Origin of the sequence: Mycobacterium sp. NS-7484, from assembly GCF_001953975.1 — a bacterium.
In the GTDB taxonomy this organism is placed as follows: domain Bacteria; phylum Actinomycetota; class Actinomycetes; order Mycobacteriales; family Mycobacteriaceae; genus Mycobacterium.
Genome location: NZ_MBEJ01000108.1, coordinates 60,547 through 75,890 on the forward strand (window position 1 = coordinate 60,547; position 15,344 = coordinate 75,890).

At 64.0% G+C, this 15,344-nt stretch carries 10 protein-coding genes; 6 read left to right on the forward strand and 4 right to left on the reverse strand.

Translation table 11 applies throughout. The features are described from left to right. Together efeO and efeB are read left to right on the forward strand one after the other, a co-directional pair. Positions 1 to 1,164, forward strand: a complete 1,164-nt coding sequence (efeO, locus tag A5733_RS20335; protein ID WP_198938904.1) for an iron uptake system protein EfeO — start codon at positions 1 to 3, stop codon at positions 1,162 to 1,164. Next, positions 1,145 to 2,464 (forward strand): iron uptake transporter deferrochelatase/peroxidase subunit, encoded by a 1,320-nt coding sequence (gene efeB / locus A5733_RS20340; protein ID WP_076241435.1) that lies wholly within the window; start codon positions 1,145 to 1,147, stop codon positions 2,462 to 2,464. The genes efeO and efeB overlap by 20 nt, the downstream gene beginning before the upstream one ends. A gap of 2 nt (positions 2,465 to 2,466) precedes the next feature. Here efeB and A5733_RS20345 read toward each other — a convergent pair whose 3' ends face one another. Further along, complete coding sequence (locus tag A5733_RS20345) at positions 2,467 to 3,276, reverse strand: tat pathway signal sequence (RefSeq protein ID WP_076241436.1); 810 nt, start codon at positions 3,274 to 3,276, stop codon at positions 2,467 to 2,469. A gap of 506 nt (positions 3,277 to 3,782) precedes the next feature. Between A5733_RS20345 and A5733_RS20350 the strand changes: the two genes are divergently transcribed. After that, a complete protein-coding gene (locus A5733_RS20350; RefSeq protein WP_076241437.1) occupies positions 3,783 to 6,452 on the forward strand; it encodes a PE-PPE domain-containing protein in 2,670 nt (889 codons plus the stop codon). Positions 6,453 to 6,894: 442 nt separating this feature from the next. Here A5733_RS20350 and A5733_RS20355 read toward each other — a convergent pair whose 3' ends face one another. From A5733_RS20355 to mfd, 3 genes are all read right to left on the reverse strand, one after another. Beyond that, positions 6,895 to 7,980 carry a nucleoside triphosphate pyrophosphohydrolase gene (locus A5733_RS20355; protein ID WP_076241438.1) on the reverse strand — a complete coding sequence of 362 codons (1,086 nt, stop codon included), beginning with the start codon at positions 7,978 to 7,980 and terminating at the stop codon, positions 6,895 to 6,897. Positions 7,981 to 8,119: 139 nt separating this feature from the next. Next, positions 8,120 to 8,563 (reverse strand): hypothetical protein, encoded by a 444-nt coding sequence (locus A5733_RS20360; RefSeq protein ID WP_076241455.1) that lies wholly within the window; start codon positions 8,561 to 8,563, stop codon positions 8,120 to 8,122. A 237-nt stretch (positions 8,564 to 8,800) separates the two neighbouring features. Further along, complete coding sequence (gene mfd / locus A5733_RS20365) at positions 8,801 to 12,433, reverse strand: transcription-repair coupling factor (RefSeq protein WP_076241439.1); 3,633 nt, start codon at positions 12,431 to 12,433, stop codon at positions 8,801 to 8,803. A gap of 143 nt (positions 12,434 to 12,576) precedes the next feature. Between mfd and A5733_RS20370 the strand changes: the two genes are divergently transcribed. From A5733_RS20370 to A5733_RS20380, 3 genes are all read left to right on the forward strand, one after another. Beyond that, positions 12,577 to 14,157, forward strand: a complete 1,581-nt coding sequence (locus A5733_RS20370; RefSeq protein ID WP_076241440.1) for an alpha/beta hydrolase — start codon at positions 12,577 to 12,579, stop codon at positions 14,155 to 14,157. Between the two features lie 56 nt (positions 14,158 to 14,213). Then, a complete protein-coding gene (locus A5733_RS20375) occupies positions 14,214 to 14,732 on the forward strand; it encodes an LppA family lipoprotein (RefSeq protein WP_233152745.1) in 519 nt (172 codons plus the stop codon). 67 nt (positions 14,733 to 14,799) lie between these two features. Next, complete coding sequence (locus A5733_RS20380) at positions 14,800 to 15,309, forward strand: LppA family lipoprotein (protein WP_233152746.1); 510 nt, start codon at positions 14,800 to 14,802, stop codon at positions 15,307 to 15,309. Positions 15,310 to 15,344 lie beyond the last annotated feature (35 nt).

The window sequence follows — 15,344 nt, forward strand, 5'->3', positions numbered from 1 at the left end:
ATGTCCCCCGCCGCCAAGACCGGATTCGCGGCCGCTGCCGCGGTGCTGGCCGGCATATCGATGAGTGGTTGCCAGGCCAAGGAGGCCACCACCGGCGGTGCAGGCGGTGACGAGAAGGGCGCGCAGATCACCGTCGAGGCCTCCGACACCGAGTGCAAGCTGTCGGGCACCACCGCGACGACGGGGCCGAGCACCTTCGTGGTGACCAACACCGGCGACAAGGTCACCGAGTTCTACGTCTACGGTGCCGGCGAGCGGGTGATGGGCGAGGTCGAGAACATCTCCCCCGGCCTCAAGCGTCAGCTGATCGTTCAGCTCACCCAGCCGGGCACCTACCAGACCTCGTGCCGTCCCGGCATGGTCGGCGAAGGCATCCGCGGCAACTTCGAGGTCACCGGTGAGGCCGTCAAGATCGACACCGAGGGCAAGTTCAAAGAAGCCGCCGACAGCTACAAGCGCTACGTGTTGAGCCAAACCGATGCGCTGATCCCGTCGACCGAGGCGTTCGTCGCCGCGATCAAGGCCAAGGACGTCGCCAAGGCCAAGTCGCTGTACCCGACCACGCGCACCTACTACGAGCGCATCGAGCCGGTCGCCGAGTCCTTCCCCAACGATCTGGACCCACGGATCGACCTGCGTGAGGCCGACCTGGAGGAAGGCCAGAAGTGGACCGGGTTCCACGCCCTGGAGAAGCAACTGTGGGTCACCGGCCTTCAGCCCGACGCCAATGCACTGGCCGACCAGCTGCTGGCCGACGTCAAGGAACTCGAGGCCGGTGTGAAGGCGCCCGACTGGACGATCGACTCCACCCAGATCGCCGGTGGCGCCCAGGGTCTGCTCGACGAGGTGGCCCTGAGCAAGATCAGCGGTGAAGAGGACATCTTCAGCCACACCGACCTGTGGGACTTCAAGGCCAACGTCGAGGGTTCGCAAACTGCCGTGGCCTCGGTGCGGCCGATCCTCGACGAACGTGATGCCGAGCTGGGCAAGCGGGTCGACGAACAGTTCGCCAACGTCGAGAAACTGCTGGAGAAGTACCGTGAGGGTGACGGCTTCGTCTCCTACGACAAGGTGACCGAGCCGCAGCGACAGGAGCTTTCGCGCGCCATCGACGCGCTGAGCAAAGAGGTAAGCCAGGTGCAAGGTGTCATCGCCCATCAGTGATCCGTCTGAATCTGCCCCCGCTGCCGAGCATCCCGCCGGGTTCTCGCGGCGCAAGCTGTTCGGTGCAGCTGGAGTAACGGCTGCGGTCGTCGGTGCGGCCAGCGCGGGTGCGCTGGCCGGCCGGGCGTCCGCGGCGAGCACGCCGCACGGTGCCCTGCAGGGTCCGGTCGAGTTCCGCGGGGAGCGTCAGGCCGGCATCGTCACCGAGGCGCAGGACCGGATGCATTTCTGCTCCTTCGACGTCACCACCGACAAGCGTGAGGACGTCATCGCGCTGCTCAAGCAGTGGACCGAGATGGCCGAGCGAATGACGCGCGGCGAGGAGACCGAACAGGGCGGCGCGGTTGACGGCAATCCCTATGCGCCACCGTCGGATACCGGCGAGGCGCTGGGCTTGCCGGCCTCACAGCTCACGCTGACGATCGGTTTCGGGCCGTCGTTCTTCGTCAAAGATGGCAAGGACCGCTTCGGCATCGCCGACAAGCAGCCGGCCGAGTTGCGCGATCTGCCGAAGTTCCCCAACGAGACCATGGACCCGGCCAAGTGCGGCGGGGACATCTGCGTGCAGGCGTGTGCCAATGATCCGCAGGTCGCGGTCCACGCCATCCGTAACCTGGCCCGGGTCGGGTTCGGCACCGTGGCCGTGCGGTATTCCCAACTCGGTTTCGGCCGTACCTCCTCGACCACCCGGGACCAGGCCACCCCGCGAAACCTGTTCGGGTTCAAGGACGGAACCGCCAACCTGAAGTCCGATGAGACGGACATGCTCGACAAGTTCGTCTGGGTTGCCGACGGTGACGGGCCCGCCTGGCTCACCGGCGGCAGCTATCTGATCACCCGCCGGATCCGGATGCGCATCGAGAACTGGGACCGCACCACGCTTCTGGAGCAGGAACGGGTCATCGGTCGGCAGAAGGGCAGCGGCGCACCGATAGGGCTGCAGGACGAGTTCGACGAACTCAACTTCGAGATCACCGACGGCAGAGGAAATCCGAAGATCGACAAGGACGCCCATGTCCGGTTGGCCTCCGCCGAGCATCTGGGCGGTATCGAGATCCTGCGCCGCGGGTACAACTTCACCGACGGTTCGGATGGATTCGGCCACCTGGACGCCGGCTTGTTCTTCATCGCCTTTGTCCGTAGCCCCGAGAAGCAGTTCATCCCGATGCAACGGGAACTGGCCCGCAAGGATCTGCTCAACGAGTACATCACCCACACCGGGACGGCGATCTTCGCCTGCCCTCCCGGCCTGCGCGAGGGTGACACGTCGGCATTTTGGGGCTCGACGCTGTTCGAGTGAGCTCAGGACCCCAACAGGATCTGGCCGAGCCGCGTGGTGGTCGCGACGCCGTCGTCGTACCCACCTTGACCGTTGAGCCCGTTCATGATCGCCAACGTGTACCGCTGATTCGGACCGGCGAAGCCCACCGAGTTGACCACCCAACCGCCCTGTTCCTGCGACCATCCGTTCTTGTTGCCGGGGCTCATCGTCGGCCCGGCGCCCCACACGCCCCACTGCTGATCGGCGCTCACCCGGCGCATTTCGGCGACGACGGCAGACGCGTCAGATGGATTCAGTTGGGTCAACGTGTAATTCATCAGCCGGTCGAGATCGTTGGTGGTGGACTTCTGAAAACCCCAGTACGGAAACATCTCCCCGAAGCCCGGTTGAGGCCGCAGGTCCGTCATCCCGTAGCGGGGAAAGTTGGCGTTGAACGCGCGGTGGTCCGGCCCGCCATAGCGCGTCCACAGGGCGTCGGCGGCGTCGTTGTCAGAGTCCCGCAACATGTTGACCATGAGCTGGCGGTCATCGCCTGAGAGTCGCAATGCGCCGGCCCGTTCCCGGGTCAGCAGATCCACGACCATCGCCAACTTGATGGTGGAGGCAGTCCAGATCATCGTGTTCGCATTGGCGTTGGCATAGCGCGTGCCTGCGGCGCGATCGCGCAGGACATAGCCGACCGTGCCCGGGCGCGACGCCAGATAGGCGTCTGCCGCCGCTATGCGAGCACGCACGTCGCAGCCGGTGGCCGCGCAATCCGCTTTGGCCTGCGGCACGCCGGTTGCCAGGCTGAGCACCAGGACGACGGCCACGATCCGCAGTACCCGCATGCGCCCCACGCTAATTCCCCGCGGACCGGCTTCAGCGCCGGCCCAACCGGGCCGGGTTGAGCTGAGATGGTGCCGATGCCACTTCGTGATCGACGGGCACCAGACGCCACGGCAGTGTCGCCCGCGTCAAATAAAAGTAGATTGCTGGCAAATTTTCCACGGCCACTCACTCAGAGGTTCACCCCGCGGGCAGAGTAGGCGGAGAACACGGTCCAAGACTCGCGACCGCAAACCTTATCAAGATCAATGGCAAATTTTTGCAGTCGGCGCACCTGGACAGATTTGGCGACTTCTTGGAGTTTTTCTCGGAATCAATGCATCTTTGTTCCAAGCCCGGCAAGTTCAGTTAACTGATCCCCTGCCGACTGCAACCACGAGTCGAGCTAACGAACTTCGTTGACCATGCAACAACCAGGCACTGTCGCCCGTACGACGGACAGCGAAAGACGGTTTGCCACCTTAAAGTCCGTACGGCTGGCTGAAAATTTCCTGAGAGGGGCAGGTGCATGGCAAATCATCGTCGCAAGAAGGCAACCAAGGCCGCCGTGATCGGCACGGCCATTGCGGCGACCGTCGGGGTGGGGCTGACGCCGACGGTGGCCAACGCGGTGAGCAGCGAGACCTACTTTGTCGGTTTCCCGGACTGGCTGCCGATCGGCGATGGCAACAAGATCGAAGCCAACCCGAACGCCATTTACCAAGCGATCCTCGATGCGAAGGACAAGGATCCACTGGTTGGCTGGGGCACCGGCGGTGTGCAGCTCGACCCCAAGTGGGTGCAGTGGTACAACCCGAACCTGGACCCGACGAAGATTTTCGACCCGACCAAGGATCAGTACTACACACCGGAATCGGACAACTCGGCCTACGCAGACGCGTTCGGGGCAAAGAAGGCCGAGCTCCTCGCCGCCGACAAGGCGACGATCCTGGCTCAGCAGACGATCCAATACACGGTCGACATCAAGAACATGCCGGAGTTCAAAGACGTTCCGTCCTGGGCATGGGAACTGATACCGGCAGATATCAGGTATCAAACCATCAATGTTCCGAACCCGTTCTTCAACAACCCGGATGCGCTCGACACCGTGCTGGCCGGCGGAACGTACAACGCGACTTATCGCATCAGCGTGCCCATCAAGGTCAAGCTGGGCTTCCTCAAGTTCGAGCGAACTATCACTGCCGACGTTCCCTACAAGGTCGACCTCGCCAAGCTGAACCTCACCACGAAGGACTACAACCAACTCGCCCACGACTACGTCGTGAACGAACTCGGCATCCCCGAGAAGAACCCCGGCTACTGGACCACCAACACCTATGGACAGTGGGTGTCACCGACCGATCAACTCAGCGCGTTGGGCAACCTTGATCTGAGCGCGCTAGCTGGCTTGGCCAATGGTGACGGGGATTTCGGAGACCTCCTCGGATCCCTGTCGAGCCTCTCTCCACAACAAGTGGCGTACTTCCTGTCCGGCGACCTGGGATTCCTTGCACCGCTGGTGAACTGGACCGCCTACATCCAGAACGTCAATCTCATCGCCTATGGTGACGGCGCCATCGCCACGGGTGAGGCCTACCGCCAGTTCATCGAAGCAGTGCAGAACGGTGAGATCCAAGCCGGGGAACCCAAGACCGACGGTATGTACATCGTGATCAACCCGGACGGGCAAAATGTCATCCGCCTGGTGAATCAGAATGACGGCAGCATCCTCGATTATCCCTTGCCGGATGATCTGGAATTCCCTGAGGCACCCGAGGGTGGACCGTCGTACATCGAAACCCCCGGCGGCGTCATCGATATCACCCTGATGACCATGGCACTGTTGCGGAATCCCGGTCGTCCGAATGGCGGGCTGTACGCGCGGTTCGCACCGATCTACCAGGAGCTCACCGGAATCAACCCCGTCAGCCCGGAACGCACGGATGTGCTCTACGGCCTGCCTCCAGACACCATCGCCAAACTTGTCAACGGTGACGTCTCCGGCGTCGAGCTGAGCGACGTCGGCGACTTGCTGGTCATGCTCAATGACGCCAATGGCAAACCGATGGTGATCACCATCAAGGCCGACGCCACCTGGGAGTACGACTTGCTCTCGGATGCTCCGGTTACAGCCAACCCGATTGCTTGGGCGAACTCATTGGCGTCCTCGATGCTGGTGCTCACCTATGGCAACGAATTGCTCGGCCTGGCAACGGGACAGGAAGGGTCCGGCGTCGGTGTGGTGGCCTACACCGTACCGGTCGGTGAGTACGACGCCGGTAGCTTCTACGCCACGCTGACCACCGAAAGCCTGCCACTGCTCGCTCCGGCGCGCCTCGTCGCCGGATTGTTCTCCGCCGCAACGGGCGAGAACGTCAACACCCCGGTGGCCGATGCCCTGGAGCCGCTGCTCAAGCTGCTGGTCAACACCAGCTACACCGACGTCGAGCGCAACGAGGACGGCACCTGGACCCGCACCCTCGACCAGATGCACGTTCCCACACTGTTCGGCACCCAGACGTTGACCCGCGAACAGTCCGCACTGCTGGCCGGCGACATCATTGCCGAACTGGGCAGGGGCGTTGGATCGGAGTACACCGACATCGTTCAACGGGTGACCACTCGGGTGGTGAACTTCCTGGAGGACAACGACATCGAGGTACCCGACGAGGTGAAGGTGGCCGCGGCCAAGTTCGCGACGGAACCGGGCGAGGCCATCCGAACGGTCAGCCGACAGATCGGCGACAACGTCAGCAAGGTGCTCACGGGCATCGAGGCCAAACTGCCTGACGCTCCGGCCGCTCCCACGCAGCAGCAGCTGGCGGCCGGCCAACGCGAGACCGGCAAGGTTCTGCGTGCGGTCAAGGACGAGGTGGATGAGACCACGACCCAGATCAACGAGGCCGCAGACGAATTCGCGTCCAGCAAGGTCGGTGTGGCGCTGAAGTCGGCCGGGAACAAGGTCGAGGCCGATGTCACCAAGCGGGTCACCAAGACCCAGAAGAGCCTCACCCACGCCCAGGAGCGCGCCGACAAGGTCAACGCCAAGCTCAAGCAAGGCGACCTCAAAGGTGCGGCCAAGCAGGTCGGTGAGAACGTCAAGAATCGAGTCGATCGGCTGAAGAAGGACGTCAACAACGGTGTCAGCAAGCTGACGGGCAAGGACAAGGACAAGGACAAGGACAATAGCGACAGCTAGCCAGCACGGCGGGGGGCCGACTGCCCGCCTTGCGATTTCGCAAGGCGGGCAGTTCCGGTTTCAGTTCCGGCCGGGGCCTAGATCGTCGAATTCAAGCGGGTGTCCGATGTGCCCGCCTATGCGCGACAACTCAGCGACAATCGCCACGTGGGCACCACAGGACTCATCAAACCCATTGTCGCTGAGCATTTTTACCACTTCAGTACCTGCAGTCTCAGAAGCATCATGCGTCCAGTGCCCGGGCTGCGAGCGACACTGTCGCTGATAGGTGAGCAACCCAAAATCCGTGGCATATGAGGCAACTGGGATCTGAGCGACGTGAGTACACACTGACCGTGTGACCAACGATGCCCCTGGTGCCCGATGGGCGATTGTCGCTGGATTGTCGCTCATAGGCGGGCACTTCGTCATCCCGTCCGTTTCCACGACACGCCGAAGGCCGTCAATCGCCGAGACGATCACCCTCGTCGTGCGCGGGATCCGCCTCGTCCGGGTCATCGGGTTCATCTTGGGGCACGTCGGCCTCGTCAGCCGAGTCAGCCTGGACGCCTTCATCGCCCCCGGCCGCGGCCTCCACCGCATCCGGCCAGTACGTCCGCCACTCGTCCTCGGAGATTGACCCCAGCGGGGTCGCGTCGAGTTCCTCGGGCACGTCCTCGCCGCGCCGACCGGCCGCCACATCGGATTCCACCAACCGCACGGTGTCCATGAACTCCAAAACCGCGCTACGCAAATCGTTCTCGGCGTCGGTATCGGCAGACACCACCACCGACGTCAGTGTGACAGGTACCAGATCGGCGGGGAGGCCGGCCTGGGCCACTCGGGCCAACACCTTCTGTGCCAGCGCCAACGCCGGCTGGCCGGTGGGCACGTCATCCATCGAGGACGCGCGGGCCTTCACCTTCTGCTCCTGGGCTTTGCGTTCCTCCCACTGGGCCAGTTGCTCATCCAGTGAAATCGTTTCTCCGGCAAGCACTGCGGGCACGCGGTTGCCGAGCTTGCGCACCAACGCGTCGGCGACGTCGTCGATGCCGAACGGATGTGTCGGCGCGTCCTCGGCGATGCGCGCGTGGAACAAGACCTGGAGCAGCACATCACCGAGCTCTTCCCGAAGCTCGTCGGCGTTGCCACCACGGACAGCGTCGAACAGCTCGTAGGTCTCTTCCAGCAGATACCGGCGCAGCGAGTCGTGGGTCTGCTCACTCTCCCACGGCCCGGCGGTGCGCAGGTGATCCATCATCGCGACGGCGTCCACAAGTCGCTCTCCCGGCTGAGCTTGGGGAGCCGCGATCAACCGTGCCCCGGCCGCCAAACGCGCCTTGACCGCGGGATGCTCCGGGTCCGAGGACAGCAGAACCGGGGCGGTTTCTTCTTCTGCCTCGTCCGAGAGCCACGGCCGCGCCGCGGGCAACGACCACGGCACCTTGACCGGCATCTCCTCGGTGTACTGCACATCACCGGTGAGCAGATCGACCGCGTCGACGGGAATCAGGGATGGGCGGCGGGGGTCGACCAATACGACGGTCATCGGGCTACACCCCCTTACGCATTTCGACGAGACCGCTGATCTCGGTTATACCAACAGGTTGCTGCTCCTCGACGCGTGCAGAGACGGGATGGCCGCCCTGCCCGAAGGCAAGGCGGCCATCATGTCACATCCGCCGGATTCAGGACTCCGGCTGGAGCGGGGCGTCCGGGATCACCCAGTGCCCCGGTGTCTCATCGAAGAACGGATTGACGATCCCGTTCACCGTGGGCATCTTCTTCAGCTGACCAGGCGGGATTCCGAAGAAGGGATTCGCAACACCGTTGATGGTCGGCGAATTCATCAACTGCCCAGGCGCGATGTTTCCGTTCGGCAGCCGGAAGAAATTGTCCAGCTCCGGGAACCGCACGGTCGGTACATTCACGTCCGGCAGGTTGACGCTCGGCACGTTCACGTCGGGCACGTTGACGCTCGGCAGATTCACATCCGGCGCAGCCGGTGCCGGAATCGGGGGCGGCTGGGGCACATCGGGAACGGCCTGCGCCATGCCCGCACCCAGGCCGAACGCACCGAGTCCCAGGGCACCAGCCATAGTCGTGGTTACTGCAAACTTCTTGAAGTTCATGGTCACTCCTTCGCCTTCCGTCACCGCGACTGCTCACCAATTGGCGGCAATCGCGTGATGTTCGGTTTGGGAAATTGCATGACCGCCTTATGGCCGACGATCTCGCCGCCACTTGTCTGGACGACTACGCAATACCTTGACCCCCGTCATGTATGTCGGGTCTCCAGACCGAGGCGTTATCAGCGCTTCGGAAATTCGGGCGCCGTCGGCCCCCAAAAAGGCAGCCCTACCAGGCACTCAGGCCGGATAATTGAATCCCGCGGTGACGTCGAACGTGCCCTGCGTCTGCCCGTTGAGCACGAGCACCAAGCCGGCCACCCATTGCACAAGGTCAAGGTCGCGGATACGGGGTGAGCCGATGCCGTCGCTTTGCCGCGGGATCGGCACCTGGACCGTCGACGTGGTGGCCCGGTAGTGGCCGCCCGGATACATGCGCTTGAGCCGCAACTGCGCGGAATCGGGCAACACCAGCGGCGACAGCCGGATCGTCGAGGCCGACACCGCACCGATCTCGGTGATGCCGTACTCGCGGCACAGCAACCGCAGCCGCGCCACCGCGACCAGCCGCTGTGCCGGCTCCGGCAGCGGACCGTACCGGTCGACGAGTTCGTCGACCACGGCGCGCACCGCGTCCTCGTCCGTCGCGGCGGCCAGCCGTCGATAGCCCTCCAACCGCAACCGGTCGCTGCCGATGTACTCCGGCGGCAGGTGCGCGTCGACCGGCAGATCGACCCGGACCTCCTTCGGCTCCTGCGGCGTCGCAACGGTTTTCCCGTCAGCGGCCGCGCGATACGCCTCGACGGCCTCACCGACCAGCCGCACGTACAGATCGAAACCGACACCGGCGACGTGGCCGGACTGCTCGACCCCGAGCACGTTGCCGGCGCCACGAATCTCCAAGTCCTTCATGGCCACTGCCATGCCCGCACCCAACTCGTTGTTCTGCGCGATGGTGGCCAACCGGTCGTACGCAGTCTCGGTCAACGGAGAATTGGGCGGATACAGGAAGTAGGCGTACCCGCGCTCACGGCTGCGTCCCACCCGGCCGCGCAGCTGATGCAGCTGGGACAGGCCGAACGTGTCGGCCCGCTCGACGATCAACGTGTTGGCGTTGGAAATGTCCAGACCGGTTTCGACGATCGTGGTGCACACCAGGATGTCGTACTCGCGGTTCCAGAAGCCCTCGACGGTCTTCTCCAGCGTCTCTTCGTTCATCTGCCCGTGCGCGACGACAACCCGCGCCTCGGGCACCAGCTGGCGAATCCGTGCCGCGGCCTGATCGATGGTCCGGACCCGGTTGTGGATGTAGAACGCCTGCCCGTCACGCAGCAGTTCACGGCGCAGCGCCGCGGCCACCTGCTTGTCGTCGTGTGGGCCGACATAGGTCAGCACCGGGTAGCGCTCCTCCGGCGGGGTGAGGATCGTCGACATCTCGCGAATGCCGGCCAGGCTCATCTCCAGCGTGCGCGGGATCGGGGTGGCGCTCATGGTGAGCACGTCGACGTGCGTGCGCATCGACTTGATGTGCTCTTTGTGCTCGACGCCGAACCGCTGCTCCTCGTCAACGATGATGAGGCCCAGGTCTTTCCACGTCACCCCGGTCTGCAGCAGCCGGTGCGTGCCGATCACCACGTCGACCGACCCGTCGGTCATGCCCTCCATGGTGGCCCGCGACTCGGCCGGATCGGTGAACCGCGACAGGCCCTTGACCGTCACCGGGAAACCCGCCATGCGGTTGGTGAAGGTCTGCAGATGCTGATCGGCCAGCAGTGTCGTCGGCACCAGCACCGCCACCTGCTTGCCGTCCTGCACGGCCTTGAACGCCGCGCGCACCGCGATCTCGGTCTTGCCGTAGCCCACGTCGCCGCAGATAACCCGGTCCATCGGAACCGGCTTCTCCATATCGGCTTTGACCTCGGTGATCGCGGTCAGCTGGTCCATGGTTTCGGTGAAGCCGAAGGCATCCTCCATCTCGTTCTGCCACGGCGTGTCCGGGCCGAAGGCATGCCCAGGCGCGGACTGCCGCTTGGCGTACAGCGCGACGAGTTCACTGGCGATCTCACGAACGGCCTTGCGCGCCTTGGTTTTCGTGTTGGCCCAGTCACTGCCGCCGAGCTTCGACAGTGACGGCGCCTCGCCACCGACGTACCGCGACAGCTGATCCAGAGAATCCATCGGCACATACAGCCGGTCGGATCCACCGCCGCGTTTGGACGACGCGTATTCCAGCACCAGGTACTCACGGCGGGCACCGCCGACCACCCGCTCGGTCATCTCGACGAACTTGCCGATGCCGTGCTGATCGTGCACCACGAGATCGCCGGCGGTCAGCGCCAGCGGATCGACGACGTTGCGGCGTTTGGCCGCAAGCTTTTTGCCCTCTGAGGCCGTCACCCGGTTACCGGTGAGATCGGTCTCGGTGATGATCACCAGGTTGGCTCCGGCCAACACCACACCGTCGTGCAGCGGCCCCTTGAGCACCCCGACGACACCCGCTTTGGGTGCCGCGCCCGGCTCCAACATGGCTGCGGGCGTGTCGGATTCACCCAGCTGTTCGACGACGCGGTGTGCAGTGCCGGTGCCCGGGGTGACCACCGCCGCGTATCCGCCCGTGGCCACGTGGGCCCGCAGCATCGCGAAGATCTCTTCGAGACTCTGCTGGCTGCGCGCCGAGGGCGATGGCCGCAGATCGAGCTCGGTGGCCTTCTCGTCGGGCAGCTGGCTCAACGTCCACCACGGGTGCCCGCCGGCCACGGCGTCGTCGCGCGCCTGGGTGAACGGGACGAAGCCGGACGCTCCCAACGCCTCGATGTCGATCGGGGCGTCACCGCCGACGGCCGCCGTCGACCATGAGGCCTCAAGGAATTCCTGCCCGGTCTTGATCAGGTCCGCCGCGCGGGTCCGCACCTTCTCCGGATCGCACAACAGCACCGGGGCACCCTCGGGCAGGTGGTGCGTCAGCGTCGTCGGCTGCACCGGGTGCAGCAACGGCAGCAGCGCCTCCATCCCGTCGACCGGGATGCCCTCGGCAAGTTTGGCCAGCATGTCGGGAACGCTGCCGGGCACGCTGTTCTCGTGGGTGGGGTGATCCTTGGCCAGGGCGGCGGCGCGCTCACGAACCTCGGGGGTCATCAGCAGCTCGCGACACGGCACCGCGACCACGTTCTGCACCGGGACCTCGGGGATCGACCGTTGGTCGGCGATCGAGAAACAGCGCATCTCGGAGATCTCGTCGCCCCAGAACTCGACGCGCACCGGGTGCTCGGCGGTCGGCGGGAAGAGGTCGAGGATGCCACCGCGCACGGCGAACTCACCGCGTTTGCCGACCATGTCCACCCGGGTGTAGGCCAGGTCGACCAGCCGGGTGATGACGTCCTCGAACTCGGCCTCCGCCCCGACCGTGAGGGTGACCGGCTCGATGCTCACCACGTCCGGAGCCATCGGCTGCAGCAGTGAGCGCGTGGTGGTGACCACCACCCGCAGCGGCGGGCCCAGGGTCTCGTCGTCGGGACGGGCCAACCGGCGCAACAGCAGCAACCGGGCGCCGACGGTCTCCACACCCGGGGACAACCGCTCGTGCGGCAACGTCTCCCACGACGGGAACAGTGCGACGGCGTCGCCGAACACGCCACGCAACTCCGCGGTCAGATCGTCGGCTTCGCGGCCGGTGGCAGCGACCACCAGCAACGGGCCCTGCTGGGCCAGCGCAGCGGCCACCAGCACTCGGGCGCTGGACGGGCCGACGAGTGCGAGATCGGCGGGCCGGTCGGCGGCGCGGTGAATGACGTCCTGCAGGGACGGATCGGTCAAAGCCAGCTCAACGAGACCCGCGATCGGGGTCTGGACATGGTTGTGCCCCGGTGCGGTCATGATGTCCCTATTCTACGGGGCTGAGTTTTTTGGTCCGCCCCGCACGCGCGGGCACGATTTTGGTGCACCGAACCCCGGCCGTACCCTGCTAGCTTTTTGACAGAGAGCGTTCAGACAGGAGCCGTGATGGGCGGGAGCGGCCGATGACCGTCACGATCTCGGCCGTCACCGCCAGCAATCCGACCGCCTTCTCCGACTCCGCAACCCAATTGCAGGGCAAGATTGATCGGCTTGAAGAACTGATCGGTCGTCAGAAGCACGTTTTGGCCGGTCTGGCCGCGGACTGGAAGGGCACTGCAGCTGACGCAGCGTTGGCCGCCGGTAACAAGAATCTCCAACAGCTGGTGGACCTGCAGTCGCGCCTGGCGAACATCCAGACCGCTCTGAAGTCCGGAGAGTCCAATCTCACCCCGCTGCGGACCGAGATCCTCAACGTGTCCAAACAGGCGATGAGCCTCGGCGCCAACGTCAGCGACGACGGCACCGTCACCGCTGCGGGCTCAAGCAAGCTCATGACACCAGCGCTTGCCGCCGCCTACACGTCCACCCTGAAAAGCCTTCTCCAGCAGTTTGACTCGGTCGACGAAGCGCTTGCCAACGCTGTCAGACAGAGCGCATCAGGAACCGGAGATCCGAAGGCAAGCAATATCGGGGATCCGCCGGAGTCACCGTTCAAGCGAGACCTCGAATCACTCAATCCGCCTGACGGCGCCACCGACACCGAGGTCAACCAGTGGTGGGACTCGTTGAGTGAGGACGAGCGCAACCGGATCATCGTCGAGCGGCCAGAATGGGTCGGAAACCTAGACGGAGTGCCCGGAACCGCGCGTGACCTGGCCAATCGGAACCGGCTGGGCACCCTGCGCAACGATCCGAATCTGACTGCAGAAGAACGGGGCACGCTGGTCGAGATCGACAAGGCGCTGTCCGAGCCGGATCGTCAGCTTCTTGTTGTCGATTTCGATGGCGAGCATCCGAAAGTGGCGCTAGCGATCGGCAACGTCGATACCGCCGACCACGTCAGCGTGTATGTGCCGGGCACGGGTTCGGTGACCTATGACAAACCTAAGGCAGGCAATGATCTGCCCACCTACGTCAACCAATCACAGTGGCTGAAGACCGAGACCGAGCGGGTTCTAGAGAACGCAAAAAAGTACGATCAAACCGTCGCCACCGTCGCTTGGCTCGGATACGAACCCCCAGACAATGTCTTTCAGGCCATGAGCGCCCACTACGCCGACGACAACGCACCCAAACTCGCGTCGTTCATCAACGGCCTAGACAGTTCCCGCGATACCGATCCACACCTCACGGTTCTCGGCCACTCCTACGGTTCGACGTTGGCCAGCGAGGCCTTACAGCGTGGGACGGCTGCTGACGACGTGGTGTTCATGGGATCACCCGGTTTGGAGACCAACCCGCTGCAGTTCTACCGCGACACCACACCGTCAGATCTGCACCTATCTCAGGGGCACGTGTTCGTCGAGCATGCCGACTGGGACAAGGTGGCGTATTCCCGGATCTACGGAAGCACCCTCCCGGCGAATCTGCCCGGATTCACCGAGTTGACCACGGAGGCCATCACGACCCCCTGGGATGTGCCGCGGAACGAGTCATCGGGACACAGTGAGTATTCCTTCTCGGACACAACAGGCCTCTACAACCAGGCTGTTGTCGTGGCCGGACTCGTCCAGGATGAGAAATACGTGAGACTGGAGAAATGATGCAGCGGGTTGTGTCGATACTCGTACTGGTTATCGCCTTGACAGGATGCGGCCCAATGTTTGAGTCCAAATACGAGGGACCTGCCGAAGGCGACTACGGCTACGGGGCGCCAGAAGAACTTGAACCACTTATGGCCCGTCGCGACGCCGAAGAAGTCCTCGCCGACCGCGACCGGATGATCGCCGAAATCACTACTGCGTTGTCCAAGATTGTGCCCGGCGCGCAATACATTGCGCGAAGGGAGCCCGCAGCGTCACAGTGCGGGGACTTCGGCTCGACGTTCGCCAAGCAATACTTCAGTCAGCACTTCACGTCGAGTACCCCTGTTCCAGCCCCCCTGTGGAACAAGGCATCCCAAGCGGTCATCGATATCGCCGCCAAGTACGGCTACACCAACGTGACGAGCCGGACCGAAAATGCAACAGGCGACCACGCAAACGATCTGACAATCCGAGACAGTGACGGTGGACGTCTGGCATTCGGCTCAATGGAGGCATCCAGCATCCAGGTCACCACTGGCTGCTATCTCACCGCTGAGGAGAAGCGGCAAGCCCGCGAAGCCGCACCGAAGTAGGAGCAACAGCGTGTTACGAATCGCGTCCATCTTGATCGCCATGCTCATACTCACGAGCTGCGGCCCAATGTTTGAGTCCAGGTACGAAGGGCCCGCCGAAGGTGACTACGGCTATGGCACGCCCAAGGAACTCGGCGCCCTGCTGGAACGCCGCGACGCCGAAGAAGTCCTCGCCGACCGTGACCGAATGATCACCGAGATCACCACCGAACTATCTCGGATCGTGCCTGGCGGAAATTGGCTGCGTGACAGCGAGGGCACCAGCACTCCCTGCGGCGAGTTCGGCTCTACCTACGGCGAAATCGACTTCGGTCCGCACTACACGTCGGATGTTCCCGTGCCCGCAGCCCTGTGGCATCGAGCCTCACAAGCCGTGATCGACATCGCCGCCAAGTATGGGTACACCAACGTGACGAGCCGGACCGAGAACGCCACCGACGACAACCCCAAAGACCTCACCATCCGCGACCCAGACAGCGGCCGACTGGCATTCGGTTCCATGAAGGCCTCAACCCTCCAAGTCACCACCGGCTGCTTGTCGGCTCCGGTTGAATCCTGCGCAGCCTGCTCCGGTTGAAAAGTGAGCAGGTGTTTACGAGGTTGAGTCTGCCT